We start from the raw sequence: 25,215 nt of genomic DNA, 5'->3' as shown, positions 1-25,215 counted from the left end.
GGCGGCCAAGGGCCGCCGCAACAATAAAGAATAATAGTGTTTACTTAATGCCAATCACCGGTAAACTCTTCTCCCTTATCAGCTGGTTAAACTTCGGCACATCCTCACTCATAATTTTTTTGAGTTTGTTCAACTGCTCATCGGCTTGCATACTTAAATCGGCAAACACATCTTTCGATTGTTTGCTTGGCGCATTCATGCCACTGTTAGCCACATCAAACACACCGCTTAATTTATCGTTGATGCGAATGGGATAGTTCAATGGATCTTGTCCACTCTTCGATTTTGTTTGATACAGTGTTTCTTCAATTGATGTCAACTCTTTTGTAATAGAAGTTGCCATGTCTTTGATTTCTTTCGGCACATCTTTTCCTTGTCGGCCGATGAAGTCATTGATCTGGGTACGCAATGCACGAATATCTTTAATGGCTTTCTGCACATCATTAAATTTTTGCTGCACACTTAACAGGAAATTGAATTGATCATCATATGCTTCCTGTGTCATCGTATAATTGGGATCGGCTTTTATCACGAATGGAACGTCAGTAGAATCATTTCCCACTTTTACTCTTGCAAAGTAATTACCCGGTGCGGCGATGATTGTTCCGGGTGCGCCATTCCAAAGTATCATTCCTTCACTTGGCTCGGCTGGCGGATAATTTAAATCCCAGGCAAAACTGTTCAATCCTTTTTTAACATCTAACTTGTCTTTACCATCGGTGCTGAACGTTTTGATCAGCTTTTTATTTTTATCCATGATGCTGATGGATGCTTTTGTAGAATCAACTACATCTTTTGCATAATAAGTAATGACCAACGGACCGGCTGGATTCTCTCCGATGTTTTGTATGGTTCCAAAGCGGCGACTGAACCTGCTCATGGGCATGCGCCAACCAGTGTTTACATCAAACACATGCAGATTTTTATTGGCCACATCTGTTTTCACCTGTTGTAACACCGTTAAGTCATCGATCACATAAAACCCTCTGCCCTGTGTTGCCACGATCAGATCATTTTCTTTAATGGTCATATCTGTAACGGGTACAACAGGCATGTTGAGTTGGAATGGTTTCCAGCTGGCGCCATCATTAAAGGATACATACATTCCGAATTCCGTTCCAGCATATAACAAACCTGCACGCTTGTGATCGGCACGCATGGCTCTTGTAAAATGCATTTTATTGATGCCATTTGTGATAAGCTTCCATGTTTTACCATAGTCTTCTGTTTTGTAGATGTACGGTGTGTAATCATCCAGCTTGTAACGTGTGCCAACAAAATAAGCAGCGCCTTTTTTAAACGGATCAACATCCACACAATTCCACATCATAAACTTTGGTGCATCTTTCGGGGTAACATTTTCCCAGTTCTTCCCACCGTCGTTACTTACGTTGATCAACCCGTCATCACTTCCCGTCCACAACAGATCTTTCTCAACAAAACTTTCTGTTGCTGTGAAAATGGTGCAGTAGTATTCAACGCTTGTATTGTCTTGGGTAATTGGCCCACCGCTCGATTTTTGTTTGCTCTTATCATTGGTCGTTAAATCTGGCGATAATGCAGTCCAGCTTTGTCCTTCATTTTCTGTTGCAAACAATACGTTACCTGCAGTGTAAAGTTTTTTTGGATTGTGTGGCGAAAAGAAGATGGGGAAGTTCCATTGAAAACGGTATTTCAACACATCGGCCCCAGCACCCATTGGATTATCGGGCCAAACATTAATTGCACGGTTCTCGCCTGTTTTGTGATCGAGGCGTGAAAGATAACCGCCATAGTTACCGCCATAAACCACATCAGGATTTTTTGGATCTGCAACAACATAACCACTTTCACTACCCGCAGTTTCCTCCCAATCCTGTTCGGTAATGCCTGCACCACTCGTTCTGCTTTTAATACGAACTGTTGAATTATCCTGTTGTGCGCCAAGAATACGATAAGGAAAACTGTTATCGGTTGATACACGATAGAATTGTCCTGTTGGCTGATTCATGTAAGTACTCCAGTTAGTACCACCATCATAACTTACCTGTGCACCGCCATCATCTGCAACGATCATACGTTTACCATCTGCCGGATCGATCCACAGATCATGATGATCGCCATGTGGTGTGCGTATTGATTGAAATGTACGTCCACCATCCCGACTGTACATGAAGTTTACATTGGGACAATAAACAAGATCAGGATTCTTCGGATCAACAAATACTTTGCTGTAATACCATGCACGCTGACGAATATTGTTATCGCTGCTCATCAGTTGCCATGTTTCACCGGCATCATCACTTCTGAATAACCCTCCATTTGCATTTTCAACTATGGTATAAATGCGTTCGGGGTTCGATGGTGCGAATGCAACACCAACAATTCCCCAAACACCTTTCGGTAATCCTTTCTTCGTTGAAACATTTGTCCATGTCTCACCTCCATCAGTTGATTTATACAAACCACTTCCTTCGCCACCACTTTCTAAACTATGTGGTGTGCGTATCAAACGCCAGGTACCTGCATATAATACAGATGGATTTTCAGGTTCCATCACTAAATCACTTGCGCCTGTTTGATTGTTGACGAACAATGTACGTTTCCATGTTTTGCCGCCATCCGTGGTTTTATACACACCACGCTCATCATTGGGACCAAACAAATGTCCCATTACAGCTGCCCAAACAATGTCAGGATTTTTTGGATGAATCAAAATGCGGATGATGTGACGTCCATCTTTCAAGCCAATATTTTTCCAACTTCTTCCACCATCATCGCTGCGCCACATACCACCTAAGCCTTCACTCACATTACCACGCATGGTGTTTTCGCCTTCACCTACATACACAATACTTTCATCACTGGGCGCTATGGCAACTGCACCAATAGATGAACCAAAATATTTATCACTGATGTTTTTCCAGTTGTTGCCACCATCGGTCGTTTTCCAAACACCACCACCAGTGGCACCCATGTAAAAAGTTGTTTTGTTGCTGTAGCTTCCGGCAACAGCAGCACTACGTCCACCTCGGTAAGGGCCAATGGAACGATACTTTAATGCATTGTAAATTGATTCTTCATTTGAAGCCGAAGCAACAGTTGCTTGTTTCTTTTGTGCGGATAAACTAAGCACGCCGAGCAGCGCACCTGCAAGCAAGATTGATTTTCTCATGTTCAATACGATTGGTTGAAAAAGGAAATTACAAAGCTTTTTGTTGTAAATGCAAAACTTCAATATTTCAGCGAATCAGCGCCGCTTATCTATTTTGTAAAAGAATTGGCAGCAAACATGACCACACGGCATATTACTTGATTGATTGGTTTTGAACTTTTACATCTATCATCCCTGATTTTTCCCGTTCATCATCCGTTGAAATAGTCAGAAAATTACATTTAGAAAGTTGTTGTCAGAATTCTACCGTTCGTCTAATTATTTTAACAACACTTAGTAACTATTCTACTTTCGTCTTCGTTATACACGAAACCTGATCATCATGTTAAGACCAACTCTTATTGTTTGTGCCATACTTCTGTGTGCGTGTGTACATGCGCAAACATCGAAACCAATCACTCCAAAGATTACTGAAAAAGCTCCTCCACGTCTAATGCAGGCGAAACGCACTACAGCTGTCATTAAGATTGATGGCCTGTTAGATGAGGCTGTCTGGAAAGATGCGCCTGTGGCAACAGATTATGTAGAATTCCGACCGGCAATCGGAGTTATAGAGGCTGAAGAAACTAAAACAGTATCGTATCTTCTCTATTCTGATGAAGGAATATATTTTGCGGGCTTTTGTTATGAACGAAACCGAGATAGTATTGCACGTGAATTAAAAGGCCGGGATGGATTTGGCGTGAATGATTATATCGGTATCATCTTCGACACCTATAAAGACAATCTTAACGGCTTCGAATATTTTGTAACTCCTCTTAATGAGCAGTGGGATGCAAAGATGGCACCTAACTCCAATGGCAACAGCGAAGATTTCAGTTGGAATGCTGTATGGAAAAGTGGTGTGGTGATGCATGATAATGGATGGAGTTTTGAAATGTTTATTCCATATGGCGCTATTCGTTTTGCAAAAAAAGATGTGCAGGAATGGGGCGTTAACATGACACGTCGCCGGCAAAAAACGGGACAACAATTTACATGGAATCCAATTGATCCAAACGTAAATGGCTTCCTCACCCAGGAAGGTTACTGGACAGGCATCACCAATATCAAACCACCGGTGCGTTTACAATTCTCTCCATACTTTTCAGTTTATGCGAATCATTTCCCTGTTAACCAGGCTGGAGTTAAAAATACAACCAGCCAAGTAAATGGAGGTTTGGACGTGAAGTATGGTTTGAACCAGGCTTTTACATTAGATGCTACGTTAATTCCCGACTTTGGCCAGGTGCAAAGTGATAACCAGGTGTTGAATCTTTCACCATTTGAAGTGCGCTTTAATGAGAACAGAAATTTTTTTACTGAAGGGACTGAGTTATTCAGTAAAGGCGGGTTATTTTATTCAAGACGAATTGGTGGCACACCATTGCATTATTATGATGTACAAGATCCTTCGAGATTAAACGCTAATGATACGCTCTTGAAAAATCCCAGTGAATCAAAACTGATCAACGCCACCAAAATATCTGGTCGCACTCAAGGTGGCTTGGGAATTGGAATTCTAAACGCCGTAACCAGAGCACAATATGCTACGATTGAAAATACTAGTTCTAAAGAACAACGTAAAGTTGTAACGAACCCACTTACCAACTACAATGTTATTGTATTAAATCAATCGATGAAAAACAACAGTAGTATTTCGCTGATTAACACGAATGTTACCCGGAACGGTTCAGATTATGATGCAAATGTTACTGCAGGTCTCTTTGATCTGAATGATAAAAAAAACACTTGGAATGTTGGAGGGAAATTTGCAGTAAGCCAATTGCTTGGATATGGAAAAGACGGCAAGAACAAAAACGGGTATAGTCATAATATTTACTTTGGTAAAACCAGCGGCCGATTCAATTTTAATGTTTGGCAGGAGTTGACTGATACAAAATATTCGCATGCCGATCTTGGCTACTTCACCAATAACAATTTTCTTGATCATGGTTTTTATGCCGGTTATAACTGGATCAAACCCACAAACTGGTACAACAAAATATTCCTGAATTTAAATGGACGTGTAAGCAAATTGTTTACACCGTTTACAGGCATTAAAGAAACCTATCAAACAGGCAACCTTAATTTCAATGCTGAAATGCAAACGAAAAAACTTTGGTGGGTTGGTACATTTGTTGGGTTTACTTCTAAACAAAATGATTTTTATGAACCCAGGAAATCAGGTTTGTTTTTTACACGTAACCATAGCTTAGCTATTGGGGGCTGGGTTAATAGTAATGAAGCAAAGAAATATTCTTTCTGGTCAGAAACGTTTGTTCGCCGGCATTTTAATTTTTATGATCAATTGGGTGTTGATGCAACTGTTAACCAAACATTCCGTTTCAATAGTAAGTTTTCTGTATCCCATCGCATTGGATATCTTCCACGTTTTAACAATATGGGCTACGCAGCAAAAAAGGATAACGATGTAATTTTTGCACGACGCAAGGTTAATACTATTGAAAACATTGTAAATCTTAAGTATAGTTTTACCAACAAGATGTGGATCACTTACCGGATGCGCCATTATGTTAGCACAGTCGATAATAGAAAATATTTTACTTTGCAGCAAGATGGAAAACTATTGCCAAACACAACTTATACCAACAATGTAAATCAAAACCTTAATCTCTTTAATATTGATATGGTGTACACCTGGCAGTTTGCCCCCGGTAGTTTCCTGAATGTTGTTTGGAAAAATTCAATTCAGCATTTCAACCGAATTGTTGAACCAGATTACTTTAAGAATGTGGGTAACACTATTGATACCGATGCAAATAATAATCTTTCATTAAAAGTGATTTACTTCCTGGATTATCTCGACTTTAAGAGGTGGTCAAAGAAAAAATAAAATAGAAATGTCCCGCTTCGGCGGGACATTTCTATTTATGTAATTTGTTTATTAGCTACTTCCACTTTTCTTCACCTTAGGTTTGTTCAATAATTCTTTTGCAATTGCCTCCATTGCTTTTTGCTCAAACTGTTTATTTAACTGCTCATACTTCTGCTCTGCTTTGCCGATCTCTCCTTTCAAAAATGCAACACGTTGTATTTGGAGATTACTTGGTTTCGCCTCCTGTGCAACAACAGCACCATACACATCGCTCAAATCGGTACGTAAACGTTTCAGATCTGCTGTACCTTTTACAACAGGGGGCACTAACGTTAAACGCAGTGTTTCCAGTTGTTCGTTATAAGAAATAAGTAATGCTTTTGTTTTTTTGTTCTGAGTAGAGTCGATATGTTTTTTCAATAATTTTTGCCTTGCATCAATGCTGTCAACCAAACGGGCAAGCTGCTCATTCATGGCATACAACTCCATGCCAGTTTTGTTTTGGAGTTGACGATCTTCCAATGTAAAGTCTTTATTTTTTTCGTCATGCACCATTGTTATAGTATGATCGTAATCTTTACCATTCACCTTCATTTTAATGGTATAGTTACCAGGTAATACTTGTGGTGCTGTAAATGCAGCAAACTCTAATTGATTTCCACCCTTTGCTGTTTTAGATGGTGTGATGCGTTGATTCCAGATCACTTTGTTATACCCCTTTCTATTACTTGGATTTAGTTTTTGCACCAGCTTACCATTGGCATCATAAATTTCCATTTGAATCGTATTCGCTCTTTCTTTCAGGTAATACTGAATAGGAGGAATAACCGTTCCAATACCTCCGTTCCAATCACCCGCTGCATTTTCGAAACCACCACCGTACTTACCCATGGTTAGTGTGATGGGTTTGTTGTTCAACATCACTACATCTTTTGCAGCAACATCAGCTGTAATGGTGCGCATGGGGGAAATGTCAGGAATAATAATAATACCACGACCGTGTGTCGCCAAAACCAGGTCATTTGTTTGCTCCTGTATTTTTATATCACGGATCAATGCATACCAGGGAAGATTATTTTTCATCCTGAACCATTCGTTACCACCATCAACACTTGCAAACAAACCCATCTCCGTTCCGGCAAACAATAATTTTTGATTGAGGATATCTTCTTTGATCTTATGTGCAAAGCCAGTGAACTCAGAGCTTTCAAATTTTTTCCATGTCCTTCCCATATCACTGCTTACAGCAATGTATGTTTTATGATCGCCATATGCATGATTATCGAACGTGGCAAATACTTTATTCTTATCATACTTCGATGGCTCAATACTGCTCACCCAAGTTTGCTTTGGAATTCCTGCAGCTGCATAATTCGTAGCTACGTTTGTCCATGATTTCCCTGCATCAATTGTAAACTGGAGGTTGCCATCATCAGTCCCAACCCAGATAATATTTTCATCTAATGGCGATTCTGCAATAGTGAAAATGGTGCAATGATTTTCTGCACTAGTTACATCCATTGTTACACCTCCGCTCTTCTCCTGTTCCTGCTTTCGTTTATCGTTGGTAGTAAGATCAGGTGAAATGCGTGTCCAGTTACTTCCACGATCTGTACTTTTATAGAGATACTGCGCCGCAGCATACAAATTCTTTTTATTATTCGCTCCAATTACAATTGGTGTATTCCAATTGTAACGCAATTTTTCTTCGCCTTGTACCGCCTGCGGTTGTATGGTTACTGTTGTATTTGTCTTAAGATTGATCCTTGCCATGTTACCACCTTGCGCTTCGGCGTAAGCAATGTTTGCATCAAACGGATCAGGTTGTGTCCAGAAACCGTCACCACCGTAAACCGATTTCCAATCGCCATTCATGACGCCACCGGGTGATACGCTTGGTGCGTGCCAGCTACCGTTATCCTGCAAGCCACCATAAACATGATACGGTTCCTGCGCATCAACACTTACATGATAAAACTGGCCAACAGGCAAGTTGTTGCAAAACTTCCATGTTACACCTCTATCCAAACTAAAATATACACCACCATCTGTTCCCACATACATTACATTGGTGTTGTTAGGATTGATCCATAATGCATGATGATCGCTGTGTACCCACCCGCCGTCATTGCTTGCATCAGCAAATGAAAAACCACCGTCGTTTGAATAAGAAAAAGAAAATGCCGGGCGATAAACCCGCTTGGGATCTTTGGGATCTATTTCAAGTGCAGAAAAATAAAAAGGACGTGAAGTGATGTTGCTTGTTGCACTTTGTTGTTTCCATGTTTCACCACCATCAGCGGAAATATACAAGCCTGTATTTTCACTTTCAACAATAGCCCATAAATTTTGCGGTGATGATGGAGCCAATGCCAATGCCACACGGCCAAATGGTTTCTTTGGCAAGCCGTTACTTAATTCCTTCCATGTTTTACCGGCATCAGTTGATTTGTAAATACCACTTCCGCTTCCGCCGCTGTTGAATGCATAAGGCAATCGGCGAAATTCCCACGAAGTAGCATATAGCGTATTTGAGTTGGAAGGATCAATTTCAACATCGGCCACACCAGCGTTTTCATTGATGTATAAAATAGTTTCCCAAGTTTTTCCTGCATCTGTGGATTTGTATAAACCCCGATGTTTACTGCTGCTCCATAAAGGACCAGGTGCTGCAACATATATAACCGATGAGTTGGCAGGATCAACAATCACCTTTGAAATATGTTCCGTGCTATCAAGACCAATCTTTGTCCAGTTATCACCAGCATCTGTTGACTTATACAAACCATCACCAATAGACACAGAGTTACGCATATTACTTTCGCCGGTTCCAGCATAAATCACTTTGGGATTTTTTTGATCGATGGCAATAGAGCCAATGCTTTGTACGTACTTATCAAATATGGGTTTGAACGATGCACCTGCGTTGGTACTTTTCCAGATGCCGCCACCTGCCGTTCCAATGTAAAGTGTTTTGCCATCGGCATTTACTCCAACGATGTCTGTTATGCGGCCACTCATGGTGCCGGGGCCGAGATGGCGTGCTTCCATCATACCAAATGTGGAAGAATTGATTTGCGCTTTCATTGAACTGCTGATTAAAACGCAACAAAAAAAAGTCAGAATATTTCTCATGCTGTAATGCTAATAAAAAAACCCGACTCGTTGAAGAGGTCGGGTTCTTATGAATTGAAAAAAATTAGTTTGCAGGTTTAAAGATTGATTCATCAAGAGCTTTGTTCACTTCTACTTTTGAAAGAGCGAAGTCAACATTCATTCCAGGGCCAAGCGGCACATTCATACTCATTGGCACAACAATTCCTTCAGGCAATTTCTGGAAATTGCTGAATGTTGTTGCCATTTCCATTTCCTGTCCGTTTGCTTTCCTTACAGTAACAGACTTGATCATGTTGTATGTTTTCTTATCGATGAAAACTGTTTCAGTACGACCACTTTTTAAACCAACTTTCAGTTTATAACAATCTGTTCCTTCCACATCTTCACTACCAATCAATTCAATGCTGTGTCCTTTTGTTTTGTAATCGATGAGACTGCCTTGTGCATCTAAATCGTCCTGGCTTTCTTTCACATCTTCCGCAGTCATGGGCTCTGCAGCGGTTTGTCCCTGGAAAGGCATAAAATTCCAACCGGCAGTTGGCGTAAGAATCATATATCCATTCATTCCCATTACAGAAATATCTTGTCTTGAACCTTTGTTATGCAGTACTGAACGTACAACACTAATATCTGTTCCTTGCACACTCATACTTCCGGTTTGAACCATACTGTTCACTTTCTTCCAGTTGGCCGCACCGCCAACGGCTTCAATATGTTTGTTCACTACTTCATCGGCTGTTTGTGCTTTTACAGTAGCTAAGCTAAAAGCCGAAGCCACAAACAGACTGAAAAATTTAAACGCTTTCATGTGTTTTTTTTTATTGTTTTTTAATTGCCACATAGTATATCCATATAATTATTCTAGCTGCTGGTATACATTAGCTCGCTAATTTATATGGATATCTCATTTTTTGTGTTTTTATATTGGTTGTAAAGAAACGTATTTTGTTACAGTTATACTTTAAAAAAACTTCCTGTAAAATTAAAAACAATATCCTCCGCCCTTTCTCCCTTTCATCAAGTAACTTGGGCCCGATTTTAAAACCATCACCGTTCATGCCTTCTCTGAAAATTACGGCCAATATTGTCGATCTTTTTTCCAAAACAATTTTCTATGGTGCGGCAACCGTCGAAAACGGAAAAATTACAGCTGTTCAACAACTTGAATCAAACGCAAAAGAAGATCTCCCTTTTCTTATGCCGGGTTTTATCGACAGCCATGTGCATATCGAAAGCTCCATGCTGGTGCCTTCTGAATTTGCTAAACTGGCTGTGGTTCATGGCACGGTGGCAACTGTTAGCGACCCGCATGAAATTGCCAATGTATGCGGTATGGCCGGCGTTGAATACATGATCGAAAACGGGAAAACAGTCCCCTTCAAATTCAACTTTGGTGCCCCCAGCTGCGTACCTGCCACTACGTTTGAAACTGCCGGAGCTGTTCTCAACGCTGCCGATGTAAGAACCCTTTTGGAAAAGCCAGAGATCAAATACCTGAGTGAGATGATGAATTTCCCGGGAGTGTTGCATGGTGATGCAGAAGTAATGGAAAAAATAAATGCAGCCAGGGAATTGGGTAAACCTGTTGACGGACATGCGCCCGGGTTGAGAGGAGAAGATGCGAAGAGATATATACAAGCAGCCCCTCTAAATCTCCCCGAAGGGGAGACTTTTCAACCCGAAAATACAGACGGCGTTTTCGGATATCAAACAGCAGATCCCATGGTGTATGGATTGCTGAAAAAGTTTGTAATGGCAAACAGAAATAATTCGACTGATGCAGAAACAGTATTGTGGGAACATCTTAAAGGAAAACAATTAAACAATTATAAATTCAGACGTCAACATATTATTGGTGGATTTATTGCAGACTTTGTTTGTCTGTCAAAAAAACTGATTATTGAAGTAGATGGAGCAATCCATCAACTACCTGAAAATAAGGTTAGTGATGCAGAACGTACAGCAGCATTGAATGATTTTGGATTTGAAGTAATACGCTTTACAAACAACGAAGTATTATATCAAACAGAAAGCGTTACAAATGCAATTCTTAAAAAATTAGAGCAGCTACAAACAATTCAAGAAGCTGCCTTTGCTCCCCCTTCGGGGGTTAGGGGGGCTGTGGTTATTTCAACAGACCATGAATGTTTTACAAAAGAAGAAGCGCTTGACAAACTTCAACATGGCATGAAGATCATTATTCGGGAAGGCAGTGCGGCAAAAAATTTTGAAGCATTGTATTCCTTGATCGACGAATATCCTGATATGATTTTGCTATGCAGCGATGATAAACATCCGGATAGTTTAGTGGAAGGACATATTGACCAGCTTTGCGCAAGAGCAGTAAGCAAGGGAATGAATGTGTTCAATGTATTAAAAGCTGCCTGTATAAACCCAGTGTTGCATTATAAACTTGATGTGGGATTGTTAAGAATTGATGATGCAGCTGATTTTATTGTGGTAAATAATCTGAAGGATTTTAATACGCAAATGACTTTTATCAATGGAGAACTTGTTGCGGAAAACGGACAGTCGTTGATTGAAAGCCAACAGGCCACTGTGATCAATAACTTTAACTGCGAATCAAAACCAATATCTGAATTTGAATTTCATCTCAACCGTTTTGGCAAAGCCGATGAAGAAAATATTGAGCAGGTGTATGTGATTGAAGCAATGGAGGGGCAACTGATCACCAATAAATTAATTGAGCCTATTACTTCTTTCACCGTAACAAATGATATCATTCAAGCGAATACCGAAAGAGATTTGTTGTACATGGTGGTTATAAACCGTTACAGCAATGCACCGGTGGCAAAATCCTTTGTCAGGAATTTTGGTTTGAAGAAAGGCGCTATTGCTTCTTCTGTTGCACACGACAGCCATAATATTATTGCAGTGGGTGTTGATGCAGAAAGTCTTCAGCGTGCAGTGAATCTTGTGATTGAAGCGAAAGGTGGCGTGAGTGTAGTTAATGAAAAAGAAGAACAGGTATTGCCATTACCTGTGGCTGGCTTAATGAGTGCCGACGATGGTTATAAAGTGGCCGAAGCATACAGCAATATTGATGCTGCAGCAAAAGAAGTGGGTTCTACATTGTCGGCTCCTTTCATGACACTTTCATTTATGGGTTTGCTGGTGATACCTCATTTGAAGCTGAGCGACCTGGGTTTGTTTGATGGCGACAGTTTCAGGTTAGTATAATCTGTTTGAAGTAACTATATTTAGATTCTAAATAAACTCTATGCGAAAGTTCCTCGGCATTTTCTCCATTATAGTAGTTCTTGTGCTTGTCATTTTTATTTACTGGCGTTATTACTATGTATTTGGGGAAGGAGTAAAGGCAGGCGAATTAAATTACCTCGTGAAGAAAGGTTATGTCTTTAAAACATATGAAGGCAAACTCATTCAATCAGGTCTTCGTTCAAAAACTCCGGGCACAGTAGCCAGCTATGAATTTGAATTTAGTGTTGCAAACGACAGTGTTGCCAATACACTTATGCTCAACAGCGGAAAAGTATTTGAACTGCATTATAAAGAATACCTCGGCACACTTCCCTGGCGTGGTCACTCGAAGTATGTTGTAGATAAGATCATTAATATGAAAGCAGAATAAAAGAAAGCCCCGGAACCGGGGCTTTGTTTTTGCATTACTTGCTTTTCTCATACGCATGCTTATACCCTTTTCGGGATAACATAAACAGCAAATCTTTTTCCAGACTTTCAACAGGGTATTCAACAAAACGTTTGATCTCGTTTCCATTTTCCAGCACCAGCAATGTTGGCACACGCAAAATATTCTTTCCCTGCTCTTCATGAGTCGGGCTTTGCTTATATGCTGAATCATGGTTACTTACCATCACCAGTTTTACTTGTTCCGGTTGCATACCAATAAAATCAAAAATCTTATACAGGCGTGGCACTTCTCTTTTGCTATCGCCACACCATGTGCCAAGAAATAAGACAAAGGTTTTATTGCTGATATATTGTTTTAACTGTGTGGCTACAGAACTATCGACATGATAACTATCATAGCTTGGCACAAACCACGAGGCGAATGGCTCCTGCAATAATGCTTCACGGGTGCAGCAACCTTCAAGCATAGGATTGCCGTTGCGGTCTTTACTGATTTTATTAATTGGCTGACTAAATACTATAGTGGCAGATACGCACAACAGTGCGATCATAAAAAATTGTTTCATAATTGATCGTTCTTAAATAAATGGAAAATGCATGCAGCAATAATCAATACAGGAACAGTCCTGCATCAACCATTATGCACAAATACGAATGATTAAAAAGAGAACGATCAACAGCGAGGAGGTTGCAGCAATTCATGCAGATGACCGCTTAATTGCTGAGGTGCGGTAATGCTATTATAAGATAAGTGAGACGAAACATTTACTGCTTCATCTTCTTTTGTTGTATAGTTGAAGAACTCTTCGGTGTAGTTTTTTAAATGATGCTGATGATAGGGCGTTGAAGGTTTGCTATCAGAAGCCGATGCCTGTAACTTTGCATCGCAACCACAATCTTGTGTTGATTCAATGGCAGCAGCAATACGGCATTCCACATAGTCAATCATCTTTCCATATTGAAAGAGGAAAAATATACTGAGAAAGCATATGGAGAGCAGTTGCTTCATTGCGCTAACAAAATACAACTGGTAACTGAAAGATGCAAGCTTAGTATAAGTTGCTTTTCATCAAACCCCATTTGCACAAGCGATAAACCAGCGATGTTTTTAAACAGCCCAAACCATACTTCATGCTCCGGCTGAAATTGATGCTGCTGGCTTCTTCAAAATATTTCGTGGGGCAGGTTACCTCGCCGATCTGGAAACCTTTGTAAAAGATCTGTGCGGCCATTTCATTATCAAACACAAAATCATCATTGCATTCCTGGTACTTGATGCTTTGCAATACTTCTTTGCTGAAAGCACGGTAACCTGTATGATATTCTGATAATTTCTGACCAAGCAGGATATTTTGTGTGAGCGTTAAAAAACGATTTGCAATGTATTTGTACATCGGCATACCTCCTTTTAATGCGCCGTTGCCCAAAATGCGACTTCCAAATACGACAGGATACACATCATTTCCAATAATACTGATCATCGCTGGCAAAAGCATAGGCGTATATTGATAATCGGGGTGTAACATCACCACAATATCACCGCCTAACTCCAGTGCTTTGTTGTAACAGCTTTTCTGGTTTCCACCGTAACCTTTGTTCTTCTGGTGGCTCACAATATGTTTAATGCCAAGTTCTTTTGCTTTGGCAACCGTTTCATCTTTACTGGCATCATCCACCAGCACCACCTCGTCCACAATATCAAAAGGGATCTCATTATAAGTAATCTCTAATGTTTTTGCTGCGTTATAAGCAGGCAGAACGATAATGACTTTCTTATTATTAAACATGGCGGCAAAGATAATGTCTGAACCATGATTTCACCGATTTTAGGATTGGGAAGATTGGTCGTACCCCATTTGGCATAATCGCTTAAATCAATCGAATCACCCCAAATCATGATTCAGACTATTTTCCCCTTTTAGCAGATAGGGTGTACATTTGCAGCCCTAATTAAGTGAATTATGTTTCAAAGTTTAAGCGAACGGTTAGAAGGTGCGTTTAAGAATATTAAAGGTGAAGGCCGCATAACCGAGCTCAATATTGCAGCTACAGTGAAAGATATCCGTCGTGCATTAGTTGATGCCGACGTAAACTATAAAATTGCCAAAGACTTTACCGATACAGTGAAGGACAAAGCAATTGGCGGTAAGGTTTTGCTGGCCGTGAACCCCGGTCAACAGATGGTGAAGATCGTCCAGGACGAACTGACCGAACTCATGGGCGGTTCCGAAGCTGAACTGGATATCAAAGGTTCACCAGCGGTAATCCTCATTGCCGGTTTACAAGGTAGTGGTAAAACCACCTTCAGCGGTAAGCTGGCAAATTTCCTCAAAACCAAGAAAGGAAAAAGCCCATTGCTGGTAGCGGCTGATATCTATCGTCCGGCGGCCATCGACCAGTTAACTGTTCTCGGTGGACAGATCGGTGTTGACGTTTACAGTGAAAGGGAGAATAAAGATGCAGTTGCGATTGCACAAAACGCCATTAAGGAAGCCAAAGCAAAAAATAAAAATGTAGTCATCATTGATACGGCCGGTCGTTTAGCGATCGACGAAGTGCTGATGACCGAAGTGGCGAATATCCGCAATGCAGTAAACCCGAACGAGATTCTTTTCGTGGTGGATAGTATGACGGGACAAGATGCGGTGAATACAGCTAAATCGTTTAACGACCGTTTGGATTTCACCGGTGTTGTATTGACCAAACTCGATGGTGATACCCGTGGTGGTGCGGCCCTTTCCATCAAATACACTGTAAACAAACCCATCAAATTTGTGAGCAGTGGTGAAAAGATGGATACGCTTGATGTGTTTTACCCCGAGCGTATGGCCCAGCGTATTCTGGGCATGGGTGATATTACTTCACTCGTAGAAAAAGCGCAGGCCCAGTTCGATGAAGAACAAGCCAAAAAGCTCGAAAAGAAGATCCGCAAAAACCAGTTCGATTTTGAAGATTTCAAACAACAACTGGAGCAGATCAAAAAAATGGGTAACCTCAAAGATTTGATGGGTATGATCCCCGGAATGGGCAAGGCCATGAAAGATATTGAGATCAGCGACGATGCCTTCAAAGGCGTGGAAGCTATCATCAACTCCATGACGCCGCAGGAAAGAGCAAACCCTGACCTCATCAGCCAAAGTCGCCGCCTTCGTATTGCAAAAGGCAGCGGAAAAGATATTTCGGAAGTGAATGCTTTCATGAAACAGTTTGAACAAATGAAGCAAATGATGAGCATGATGAACAAAATGCCCATGGGCAAGATGATGCCTGGTATGGGCCGCCGGTAAAATTTAATTTTTCAGGGGTTGGAACTTTGGTTATCAGGACTTATTTTTGCTCTCTTAGTTAACCTTTATTTATTCACGCATTTAAATTTTAATTTACGATGCCAGTTAAAATCCGTCTGCAAAGACACGGGTCGAAAAAGAGACCCTTCTATTTCATCGTAGTGGCCGACGCAAGAGCCCCAAGAGATGGAAAATTCATTCAGAAAATCGGTACTTACAATCCTGTAACTGAACCAGCTGTAATCCAGATTGATCGCCAAAAAGCATTAGAATGGTTACACAAAGGAGCTCAGCCTACAGACACTGTACGCAAGATCCTTTCAACCAAAGGTGTATTGTACCTGAAGCACCTCTTACGTGGTGTTGGTCTTGGTCTTTTCGATCAGGCTGCTGCAATGGAGAAATTCCAATCATGGCATACTGAGCACGAAGCTACAGAAGCGAAGAAAAGAGAAGAAGCCCGTAAGGCAAGATTCAAACAGCGCAGTGGTGGTAATTATCAACGCCGTCCTATGGCTCCAAGACGCCAGGAAGGTGGTGAAGCACCAGCAGCTGAGTAATCCCATTACTTACATCAGTCTTCATAAAAGTCCCTTGCAATTTTTTGTGAGGGATTTTTTTTATGTGCATTCTTATTGCCGGGAACACGGAAAGGCGGCAAGAAAATGTCTTTCTACTTAGCAGTTGAATTACTATTGATCCTTTGTTGCGTCGCACTCTTGTACGTTATGTTCTTTATTCTGCAGGCGACGGATTTTCTTACCTCGTACTTCTAACTTCGTACTTAACAATATCTTTGCCGCATGGAACAATACTTCAGCATTGGACAAATTCTCGGCACATTCGGATTAAACGGTGAAGTGGTTTTGAAACATAATCTCGGAAAAAAAACGTCGCTGAAAGGATTAGAAGTATTGTTCATTGAAGAATCGAAAGATAAATTTTTGCCTTACTTCATCACCGGCACAAAAATCAAAAACGAAGAAGAAGTTTACATTGCCATTGATGGTATCAGCACGAAAGAGCAGGCAAAAAAACTATCACCAAAAAAAGTATGGTTGCGTGAAGCTGATTTTCAAAAACAGGCGGGTAAAGCAGCACCTATTTCTTTGATCGGTTATATGATGATCGATGGCACAAAAGAATTAGCAGTGATACAGGAAGTGATTGAACAGCCGCTACAAATACTTTGTCGTTTAGAAATTGAAGGCAAAGAAGTGTTGATACCGCTGCACGAAGAAACTATCCGCAACATCAATCATAAAAAGAAACAAGTGGTGGTTGAATTACCCGAAGGTTTGCTGGAAGTTTATTTGGGATAAGTACGAGCCACAAAGTTTGAAGTGCCGGCATCTTGCCATTTACAATTAGTCTCCATTATATCAATCATACAATTAATACTATGGCTTATCGCCTTCTGTTTGTTATTGCGCTTTCATTCTCTGTAACAATTATATCAGCTCAAGAAAAAACAGGAGAAAAAGTTTTTCCGCTGGGCATTGTTCGTCAGATGCACTCAACTGTATTGAACGAATATCGAACGCTGAATATCTATTTGCCCGAAGGTTATCATAAAGATTCAACGTATTCGGCAATTTATTTGCTCGATGGTTCTGCAGACGAAGATTTTATTCATGTTGCGGGACTTATTCAGTTTTATAATTTTCCTTGGGTGAATGTATTGCCTAAGTCAATCGTAGTGGGTATAGCCAATATCGATAGAAGAAGAGATTTCACGTTTCCGACAACAATTGAAAAAGACAAAAAAGATTTTCCCACAACTGGTGGTTCCGAAACATTTATCCGCTTTCTTGAAACAGAATTACAACCATACATCAATGGGTCTTTTAAAACAAACGGAAGCAATATGATCGTTGGTCAATCGTTGGGTGGACTACTTGCAACAGAAGTGTTGCTGAAGAAGCCGCATTTATTTTCTCAGTATGTTATTGTGAGCCCAAGCTTGTGGTGGGATGATGAATCGTTGCTAAAAACAAAGATGGCTGCATTTCAAAACAACCTTGCTGTTTATTTAGCAGTGGGCAAAGAAGGAAAGATCATGGAAGAAGATGCGAAAGCATTACATGACTTGATAAAAAATAAACTCACCAATGGAACTGTTCGGTTCGAATACATCAGCAAAAAGGATCACGGCAATATTTTTCACCAGGCAGTTGCAAATGCGTTTGAATTTTTTGGAGAGAAGAAATAAGTGAAGTCGCCTGCTTAAACTATTTTATAATAAAACAGGCCGTCTTATAACGGCCTGTTTTATTAATTGTTTATGGCAACAATACGCCATCAATTACATGGATCACTCCATTGGTTGTTACAATATCTGTTTTAATAATATTATGAGCCATTGCATTTCCGCTTCCTTTGATCTTTGGTCCACCGGTTAATGTAATAGTTGTATTACCCCCCGCATACATGGGTACGATCATATTGTTTGTAAGATCTGATGAGAAAACTCTTCCCGCTACAACATGATAAGCAAGGATGGGTGTCAATGCATCTGGAGATGCGGCAGTTATATCTGCTATTGTTGCAAAGCCGGCATTAATGAACGCCTGGTTAGTAGGAGCAAAAACAGTCAACGGACCTTCTCCACTCAAAAGTGCTGCTACATTGGTTGAACCCTGACTTGCTCTTAATACTGCAGCAACGAGGTAACTGAAGTTGGGATTCGCAACTGCTGTTGCAACAATATTTCCAACCGGTGGCATCAGGATATTATCAATTACATGAATCACTCCGTTTGCAGCTTTCACATCAGCTACAATAACAGGTGAACCATTAATGAAAACACCGTTGCTGTTGGAAGTAACATAAGCATTAGCGCCATTTAATGTTGTTACTGCTGCATTTGGTCCGGCGGGCACCTGTGCCGCCATTACTTTTGCACCCAGCACATGATACAGTAAGATGGGAGTTAATACTTCCTTTGGAGCTTTCACCACATCCTGGATGGTTTCAAAACCTGCAGCTTTAAATGCATCATCAGTTGGTGCAAACAAAGTGTAGCTGGAACTTAGTGTGGACAATGTACTGGTTAAACCTGTGCGTGCTAGTGCAACAGCGAGATAAGTAAACTTTACTTGTTTACCAGCAGAAGCTCTTGTTGAAATGTTTGATCCTGTTGCAGCTTTAACTGTAAAACTGGTGTTTGGATTTTGAATAATCGCTGCAATTGATTGCGTTTCGAATTTACTTAATTCGTCAATGGCATCGTTGTTTTTCTGGCATCCCGTTGCAATGATGAGGCATACAGACAACAGCATGCCCCATGAAAAAAATCCTTTTTTCATACGTCCTTTGGTTTGATTTTAAAAAATGATGAATACTTAGTTTACCGGGGTACGACTGAAGGTTGTTAGAAGCGGGTGTTGAGTGAAGAAAATAACAGCAGTTAAATTAAATGGTTCGTACTTTTTGAAAAAAAACATCTTTTCTCCTACGCAACTTCTTTTTTGTTGAAGCTTTACTGTAAGGGTCAATCTTATAAAATAAACAATGCCAAAATAAAATAGTGGAGTGTATAGGCAAGTTAGTATTCACCAATCATTTCAATTTTTTATTTATCGCCTTTGCATTCTTCCAATACCTGCTTCCCTCTTTCACCTTTTCTGCATATTGTTTTGCTTTCTCATTCTGTTGCAAATGATACGCATTTAACGCAGCAAAGAAGTTGGCATCTTCAGAATAAACAGATGTGCCATTTGCCAATGCTTCAAACAAAGGCAATGCTGCAGCATATTGCTCTGTTTTCAGCAAGCTGATTCCGAGATAAAAATCAACAGCCGCATCAGCAGGAGTAGTTGTTTTTAATTTCTGAAACGCTTTCGCTGCTTCTGCATATTGTTTATTATTGAAAAGTTGTGCAGCCTTCGCTTTTTCATTTTCATTACCACGAACAATTGCACCCGGCATATCATCAAACGAATAATTATCCGGCGAAGTTCCCGGCAATGCAACTAATAAGATCAACACGATCGATGCTGCTGCAGCCAGCATATACATCGTTCGCTTCATCGTAAATACTTTTGCTCTTTCTTTTTTGAAGTATTGGTGTGTGAGGGGATCAAGTATTTTTTTTAACTCTGGCAAAGTTTGTTCCGCTTGCTGATGTTTACCTACGGTACCATTTAATAAACGATATGCGTTTACCTGTTCTTGCAGTTGTGCGTTACTGCGGAGTTCCTGTTCAAACCGTTGCTGTTCTTCAGCATTCAGTTCACCGTTCAGGTATGCATCAATATCAGAGTACGTATAGGTCATGATACCAGTTCTTTAAATTGTGGTTTATTGCGTACCAGTTCTGCCAATTCACCCATGCAATTACTTTTACGTTTTCTATAGTAGGCATAGGTCATACCCAGCTCTTCAGCAATTTCTTCCTGGGGCTTTTTCAACAGGCTCTTTAAGATCACTTCTTTACAATTGCCCATTTCATCGAGCACCAGCATTATTAGTTTTTCTTTTTCTACTTGCTCAACATGTTCGGTTGCGCCATCATTGGCATCACCCTGTATATGAGTATATGCATCCTCCGCACCATTTGTTACCACTTTTAGCGATGTTTTTTTTGTCTTGTTGATGAACTTACGTTTACAGAGTAATAAAAGGAACGCTTCAAAAGGACAGGTGAGCACAAACTGTTTATCATTTGCCAGTTTATAAATATCGATCAATGCTTCCTGGAATACATCACCTGCATCATCTTCATTACAACCTCGTGAAAGTAGGTAGGCTTTCATATTTGGTGCAAAGCGTTGATAAATTTCACTGATAATTCGTTGGTCGTGATTTAATAACGCTTCAATATATTTCTGATCGGCATGCAAAGTCAGTAGTTATTGATTGAAATTAAAAATAAGCAATATGCTTTTAACCCCGCATAACTGAGTTATTCAAAACTTTTTCAACGCCTGCTTTGCATCTACCACTTTTGGGTGATAAGAGTAAAATAACATGAAAAATACTTGCAACATATTTTGAATTTTATACTTTTATCCGCTGTTTCAGATTAAGGTAAACGTTATCATCATCTCCGGAGTATTCTGCAAACAGTATTCACCCAGTCTCTGTACAGTAAACCATTTTTACTACTAATCGAATCCAGGATTACTTGTGTCAGGTCAAACACAACATGGCCATGTTATGTCGTTTAACCAACCCACCTGCATATCCAACTCTTTTTATGAAAAATTGATAGTCCTCTCTATTTAAATCAATTGACAGTTAATTGGCGACCTGTTGCTAAAACAGTGTGCCTGTATTTTTTCATTCAAAACAACCAACTATGAGGAAATCTCTACTTGTGTGTGCAGCCTTACTATTATCCCTGTTTGCTGCAGCGCAACAAAATCACTGGAACAGGGAAAGTGAAAACGCACTTCGCAAAGATGTGTTTACAAAAAAACAACGCCCTTCAAATTTTCTTGTCTTCCGTTTACAGGAAAAAGCAATGGAGGCACATTTACAGAAGGCACCTTCTGAAAAAACAATTTCAGCAAAACGATCGTCATTCATTTTGAGTGTGCCCGATGAAAATGGAACACTCATGCAATTCAAAATTGTAGAGGCATCCGTTATACATCGTGACCTTAAAGCAAAATATCCACGTATCAGATCTTATGCGGGAAGAAGCCTTACCGAACCGGGAACAAGTATCCGTTTCTCTTTTACGCCACAAGGTTTTAACGGTGTTATTTTGTTTGCCGATAAACCAGCTGTGTATATTGAAAAACTGGAAAAAGGAAATAACCTCTACATGATTGTTTCGCAGAAAGATCTTCCTGCTGTAAAAGATTTTGAATGTTTTACAAAAGACATCAGGCTGCAATCAAAAACAATGGCAAAAAGTTCCGGTAGTTTTGGAACATTAGATGCAGATAACGGCAACCTGCGCATTTTTCGTTTGGCATTTGCTGCATCGGCTGAATTTTCACAATGGTGTTTAACTGGCGCTGAAGCAAATGATGATGAACGCAGGGCTACTGTACTGGCTGAACAAAATGCGCAACTCAGTATTGTGAATGGACATATGGAAAGAGATTTTGGAGTTCGCATGGAAATTATTGCCGACAATACAGATATCATTTATCTCGACGCTGCATCTGATCCATTTACAGGAGGCGATCCGGATTCGGATGTAATTAATGCCGAAGCACAATCGGCAATCACTTCAGAAATAGGATCAGATAATTTTGATATCGGACATCTTATTCGTCTTAGTTCAGGCACGGGCAGTTATGGAAATGCTGGTGCCATTGGCGCTGTTTGCCAGAATGATATAAAAGCAAGAGGTTTTACGTCACGCCCCGACTGGAATGCAACCGGTGTTTATTCAGAAATTATGCTTACGCATGAATTTGGTCACCAGATGGGAGCCAATCACACTTTCACTCATAAAGATGATAACGACAATGCGCAGATGGAACCAGGCAGTGGCAGCACTATTATGAGTTATGGTGGCAATGTTGATGGCTATAATGTTGTTTCCCGGCGTGATCATTATTTTCATGCCATCAGTATTCAACAGGCAACAGCTTACATAGGCGCAGCAGGATGTGGTAGTACGGTAAGTGCAAATAACACTGCGCCTGCAGCAGATGCAGGAAACAGTTATACTATTCCTAAATCAACTCCATTTAAACTTACAGGCAGCGGTTCTGATGCTGATGGTGAAGATGAATTAACTTTTAACTGGGAGCAAATGGATAAGCTTACAGAAGATGCAGACTTTCCACGAGCGCCCAGCACAACAAATACTAACGGACCAGTATTCCGTTCAAGACCCCCGAGTGGAGATAACTTCCGCAACTTCCCCATTCTCGAAAATATTCTTGACGGAAGCAATACCAACACATGGGAAAAATTACCTTCCGTTGATCGCTCGCTTAATTTCCGTTTCACAGTTCGTGATAACAATCCGGGTGCAGGGCAAAATAACAGCGATGATATGGTTGTTACAGTTGATGATGCGTATGGGCCATTCACTGTTACATCACCCAACAGTGCTGTTACATGGTGCCCCGGCACACACACAGTAACATGGGATGTAAATGGAAGTGATGCATTGGCTGCGAATGTAAAAATTTCGTTGTCGACTGATGGCGGACAAACATTCACAACACTTGTTGCAAGTACAGCAAACGATGGTTCGGCCGATGTAACTATTGCATGTGCTTACAATGCTACAGCAAGAATAAAAGTGGAAGCTGTTGGAAATATCTTTTTTGATATCAGCAATACCAACTTTACAGTGGGCGATAACACAAAACCAACTTTTACAGTGCCTGCTGATGTTACTATTGAAAAAGATGCGGACTGTAATTATAATGCATTACCAAGTGAAACCGGTGATGTTACTGACGAAGCTGATAATTGCAGCATTTCGCTCAATGCAACTTATACGGATGTTCCTGGAGCAGGTGCATGTGTGGGTGAAACAATCATAAAACGTACCTGGACATTGATCGATGGATGCAACAATAAAACAGAACAAGTACAAACGATTACAGTTAAAGATGTAACAGCTCCAACATTTACTGCACCTGCAGCAATCACCATATATAAGGATGCAAATTGTAATCACAACGATGATCCAACAGTAACAGGTAATCCAACAAATGTTGATGATAATTGTGATCCAACTCCTGATGTTACATACAGCGATGTAGATGCTCCCGGTAGTTGTATGGGTGAAGTGATTATAACACGTACCTGGAAAGTAACAGATGATTGTGGCAACAAAACAGAAAAAGTACAGATCATTACAGTGAAGGATACTATTCCTCCAACTATTATGAACATCAGTGCTGATCCTGCATACCTGTGGCCTCCAAATCATAAGATGGTAACGGTAACCATCAATTATGATGTGGCGGATAATTGCTCCGACCAGGCACATATCACTAAACAACTTTCTATTGTAAGTAACGAACCCATCAATGGTTTAGGCGATGGTGATACTGAGCCGATCGATTATGAAGTAGTAGGAACAGATGCACACACTGTACGCTTACGTGCTGAGCGTGCTGGTAATGGCGATGGTCGTATTTACACCATTTACATTACAGCAACTGATGATTGTGGTAACAGCACAACCGATAGTGCAAAAGTGTATGTAGTACACAACATTACCGGACCAAATTCAGGTAAACCATTCAAGATTGGAAGTACAGTAACGATGAATGGAGAATTCTGGGATGTACCAGGCAATAGGCATACTGCAAAATGGATGCTCGATGATGCAACAGCCGTTACTGCATCAGTAACTGAACCTGCAGGAACAAGAAAAGGACTAGTAAGTGGTAGCTATAAATTCAATACTGCAGGCGTGTATAAAGTGAAGATGAGTATTACCGATCAGAATGGAGTAAACTCTTACGCCACAACCAATGGTGACCAGGAACAGATCATTGTAATTTATGATCCTGAAGGTGGACATACATTTGGTGGTGGTTGGTATGCTTCACCAGCTGGTGCATTAAAAAGCAATCCATCTGCAACGGGCAAAGCAACCTTTGGATTTGCTGCGAATTATTTCAAAAAATCAACTAATCCAAAAGGCGAAACAGAATTTGTATTTAAAGTAGGAGATTTTGAATACAACGCAGTCAACTTCGAATACCTCGCATTGAACAACAGCACGGCACAGATCAAAGGAAACGGTCGCATCACTGGTTTGCAAAGCGGCATCAGCTTTATCATGACAGTTCTTGATGGCGCAGCCACGGGCAAAGAAGATAAAATAAGAATGAAGATCTTCAACAAAAACACAGGCGAAGTGTACTACGATAATCAACCAGGCGCAAGTGATGCAGATCTGCCAACAATGGCGGTTGGGGCAAACAGTACCATCGTTGTACAAGGCAAGCCAGCCAACAGGGACGAAGATTTACCTGTAACAGTTGCCGCCACGCTTGATGCTAAACCAATGCCTAACCCGACCAACACTTACTTTACGTTACATATTACGGGAAATGATGCAGAGAAAATAAATGTAACGGTGTTCGATCTGTATGGTCGTATGATGGAAACGCATGTAACGCCTAACGGAAGCTACATCAGGTTTGGAGAGAATTACCAGGCCGGTACTTATTTCGTAAAAGTATCGCAAGGAAAACTAAGCAAGCAAGTGAAACTCATCAAAACAAATTGATGAATACAAACCTTGCATAACGACAAAGCCCGCTTTA

General features: G+C 40.5%; 17 protein-coding genes. 8 read left to right on the top strand and 9 right to left on the bottom strand.

Translation table 11 applies throughout. The annotated features are described in order from the left end of the window. Positions 1–40: 40 nt before the first annotated feature. Complete coding sequence (locus ACO1QW_RS17405; RefSeq protein WP_486260660.1) at positions 41–3,154, bottom strand: WD40/YVTN/BNR-like repeat-containing protein; 3,114 nt, start codon at positions 3,152–3,154, stop codon at positions 41–43. A 322-nt stretch (positions 3,155–3,476) separates the two neighbouring features. Here ACO1QW_RS17405 and ACO1QW_RS17400 point away from each other — a divergent pair, with 322 nt between their 5' ends. Next, positions 3,477–5,990 (top strand): DUF5916 domain-containing protein, encoded by a 2,514-nt coding sequence (locus ACO1QW_RS17400; protein ID WP_486260659.1) that lies wholly within the window; start codon positions 3,477–3,479, stop codon positions 5,988–5,990. Positions 5,991–6,041: 51 nt separating this feature from the next. On the opposite strand, the gene ACO1QW_RS17395 is transcribed toward ACO1QW_RS17400, so the two are convergent. Further along, a complete protein-coding gene (locus ACO1QW_RS17395) occupies positions 6,042–9,059 on the bottom strand; it encodes a WD40/YVTN/BNR-like repeat-containing protein (protein ID WP_486260658.1) in 3,018 nt (1,005 codons plus the stop codon). A 112-nt stretch (positions 9,060–9,171) separates the two neighbouring features. Beyond that, positions 9,172–9,897 carry a LolA-like protein gene (locus ACO1QW_RS17390; protein ID WP_486260657.1) on the bottom strand — a complete coding sequence of 242 codons (726 nt, stop codon included), beginning with the start codon at positions 9,895–9,897 and terminating at the stop codon, positions 9,172–9,174. 248 nt (positions 9,898–10,145) lie between these two features. On the opposite strand from ACO1QW_RS17390, the gene ACO1QW_RS17385 reads away from it, so the two are divergent. Further along, positions 10,146–12,290, top strand: coding sequence for an adenine deaminase C-terminal domain-containing protein (locus ACO1QW_RS17385; protein ID WP_486260656.1), 2,145 nt, complete (start codon positions 10,146–10,148; stop codon positions 12,288–12,290). A gap of 40 nt (positions 12,291–12,330) precedes the next feature. Next, positions 12,331–12,702: a hypothetical protein gene (locus tag ACO1QW_RS17380; protein ID WP_486260655.1), complete on the top strand. Its 372-nt coding sequence runs from the start codon at positions 12,331–12,333 to the stop codon at positions 12,700–12,702. A 34-nt stretch (positions 12,703–12,736) separates the two neighbouring features. On the opposite strand, the gene ACO1QW_RS17375 is transcribed toward ACO1QW_RS17380, so the two are convergent. The 3 genes from ACO1QW_RS17375 to ACO1QW_RS17365 form a co-directional block, all read right to left on the bottom strand. Further along, positions 12,737–13,273 (bottom strand): thioredoxin family protein, encoded by a 537-nt coding sequence (locus ACO1QW_RS17375; protein ID WP_486260654.1) that lies wholly within the window; start codon positions 13,271–13,273, stop codon positions 12,737–12,739. A 122-nt stretch (positions 13,274–13,395) separates the two neighbouring features. Then, the gene (locus ACO1QW_RS17370) at positions 13,396–13,671 is read right to left on the bottom strand and encodes a hypothetical protein (protein WP_486260653.1); all 276 of its coding nucleotides are present in this window, start codon (positions 13,669–13,671) and stop codon (positions 13,396–13,398) included. Between the two features lie 100 nt (positions 13,672–13,771). Further along, the gene (locus ACO1QW_RS17365; protein ID WP_486260652.1) at positions 13,772–14,509 is read right to left on the bottom strand and encodes a glycosyltransferase family 2 protein; all 738 of its coding nucleotides are present in this window, start codon (positions 14,507–14,509) and stop codon (positions 13,772–13,774) included. A 174-nt stretch (positions 14,510–14,683) separates the two neighbouring features. Here ACO1QW_RS17365 and ffh point away from each other — a divergent pair, with 174 nt between their 5' ends. The 4 genes from ffh (at position 14,684) to ACO1QW_RS17345 (ending at position 18,221) form a co-directional block, all read left to right on the top strand. Next, the gene (gene ffh / locus ACO1QW_RS17360) at positions 14,684–16,009 is read left to right on the top strand and encodes a signal recognition particle protein (protein ID WP_486260651.1); all 1,326 of its coding nucleotides are present in this window, start codon (positions 14,684–14,686) and stop codon (positions 16,007–16,009) included. A 98-nt stretch (positions 16,010–16,107) separates the two neighbouring features. Continuing rightward, positions 16,108–16,569 carry a 30S ribosomal protein S16 gene (gene rpsP / locus ACO1QW_RS17355; RefSeq protein WP_486260650.1) on the top strand — a complete coding sequence of 154 codons (462 nt, stop codon included), beginning with the start codon at positions 16,108–16,110 and terminating at the stop codon, positions 16,567–16,569. A gap of 243 nt (positions 16,570–16,812) precedes the next feature. Continuing rightward, positions 16,813–17,331, top strand: a complete 519-nt coding sequence (locus ACO1QW_RS17350) for a ribosome maturation factor RimM (protein ID WP_486260649.1) — start codon at positions 16,813–16,815, stop codon at positions 17,329–17,331. Between the two features lie 80 nt (positions 17,332–17,411). After that, complete coding sequence (locus ACO1QW_RS17345) at positions 17,412–18,221, top strand: alpha/beta hydrolase (protein WP_486260648.1); 810 nt, start codon at positions 17,412–17,414, stop codon at positions 18,219–18,221. Positions 18,222–18,291: 70 nt separating this feature from the next. Here the strand turns inward: ACO1QW_RS17345 and ACO1QW_RS17340 are convergent, their stop codons facing one another. From ACO1QW_RS17340 to ACO1QW_RS17330, 3 genes are all read right to left on the bottom strand, one after another. Then, positions 18,292–19,317: a fasciclin domain-containing protein gene (locus ACO1QW_RS17340; RefSeq protein WP_486260647.1), complete on the bottom strand. Its 1,026-nt coding sequence runs from the start codon at positions 19,315–19,317 to the stop codon at positions 18,292–18,294. Positions 19,318–19,570: 253 nt separating this feature from the next. Next, positions 19,571–20,287, bottom strand: coding sequence for a hypothetical protein (locus ACO1QW_RS17335; protein ID WP_486260646.1), 717 nt, complete (start codon positions 20,285–20,287; stop codon positions 19,571–19,573). Beyond that, the gene (locus ACO1QW_RS17330) at positions 20,284–20,853 is read right to left on the bottom strand and encodes an RNA polymerase sigma factor (protein WP_486260645.1); all 570 of its coding nucleotides are present in this window, start codon (positions 20,851–20,853) and stop codon (positions 20,284–20,286) included. The genes ACO1QW_RS17335 and ACO1QW_RS17330 overlap by 4 nt, the downstream gene beginning before the upstream one ends. A gap of 458 nt (positions 20,854–21,311) precedes the next feature. Between ACO1QW_RS17330 and ACO1QW_RS17325 the strand changes: the two genes are divergently transcribed. Next, complete coding sequence (locus ACO1QW_RS17325) at positions 21,312–25,178, top strand: reprolysin-like metallopeptidase (protein ID WP_486260644.1); 3,867 nt, start codon at positions 21,312–21,314, stop codon at positions 25,176–25,178. Positions 25,179–25,215: the final 37 nt, after the last annotated feature.

The organism is Lacibacter sp. (genome assembly GCF_057361365.1).
This window is presented reverse-complemented; position numbering and strand designations above follow the sequence as displayed.

Coding starts and splice junctions, on each gene's coding strand:
- ACO1QW_RS17395 (WP_486260658.1), bottom strand. CDS start 9,059: ATGAAAGCGCAAATCAATTCTTCCACATTTGGTATGATGGAAGCACGC.
- ACO1QW_RS17325 (WP_486260644.1), top strand. CDS start 21,312: ATGAGGAAATCTCTACTTGTGTGTGCAGCCTTACTATTATCCCTGTTT.
- ACO1QW_RS17390 (WP_486260657.1), bottom strand. CDS start 9,897: ATGAAAGCGTTTAAATTTTTCAGTCTGTTTGTGGCTTCGGCTTTTAGC.
- ACO1QW_RS17400 (WP_486260659.1), top strand. CDS start 3,477: ATGTTAAGACCAACTCTTATTGTTTGTGCCATACTTCTGTGTGCGTGT.
- ACO1QW_RS17345 (WP_486260648.1), top strand. CDS start 17,412: ATGGCTTATCGCCTTCTGTTTGTTATTGCGCTTTCATTCTCTGTAACA.
- ACO1QW_RS17405 (WP_486260660.1), bottom strand. CDS start 3,154: ATGAGAAAATCAATCTTGCTTGCAGGTGCGCTGCTCGGCGTGCTTAGT.
- ACO1QW_RS17380 (WP_486260655.1), top strand. CDS start 12,331: ATGCGAAAGTTCCTCGGCATTTTCTCCATTATAGTAGTTCTTGTGCTT.
- rpsP (WP_486260650.1), top strand. CDS start 16,108: ATGCCAGTTAAAATCCGTCTGCAAAGACACGGGTCGAAAAAGAGACCC.
- ACO1QW_RS17370 (WP_486260653.1), bottom strand. CDS start 13,671: ATGATTGACTATGTGGAATGCCGTATTGCTGCTGCCATTGAATCAACA.
- ffh (WP_486260651.1), top strand. CDS start 14,684: ATGTTTCAAAGTTTAAGCGAACGGTTAGAAGGTGCGTTTAAGAATATT.
- ACO1QW_RS17350 (WP_486260649.1), top strand. CDS start 16,813: ATGGAACAATACTTCAGCATTGGACAAATTCTCGGCACATTCGGATTA.
- ACO1QW_RS17340 (WP_486260647.1), bottom strand. CDS start 19,317: ATGAAAAAAGGATTTTTTTCATGGGGCATGCTGTTGTCTGTATGCCTC.
- ACO1QW_RS17365 (WP_486260652.1), bottom strand. CDS start 14,509: ATGTTTAATAATAAGAAAGTCATTATCGTTCTGCCTGCTTATAACGCA.
- ACO1QW_RS17335 (WP_486260646.1), bottom strand. CDS start 20,287: ATGACCTATACGTACTCTGATATTGATGCATACCTGAACGGTGAACTG.
- ACO1QW_RS17385 (WP_486260656.1), top strand. CDS start 10,146: ATGCCTTCTCTGAAAATTACGGCCAATATTGTCGATCTTTTTTCCAAA.
- ACO1QW_RS17375 (WP_486260654.1), bottom strand. CDS start 13,273: ATGATCGCACTGTTGTGCGTATCTGCCACTATAGTATTTAGTCAGCCA.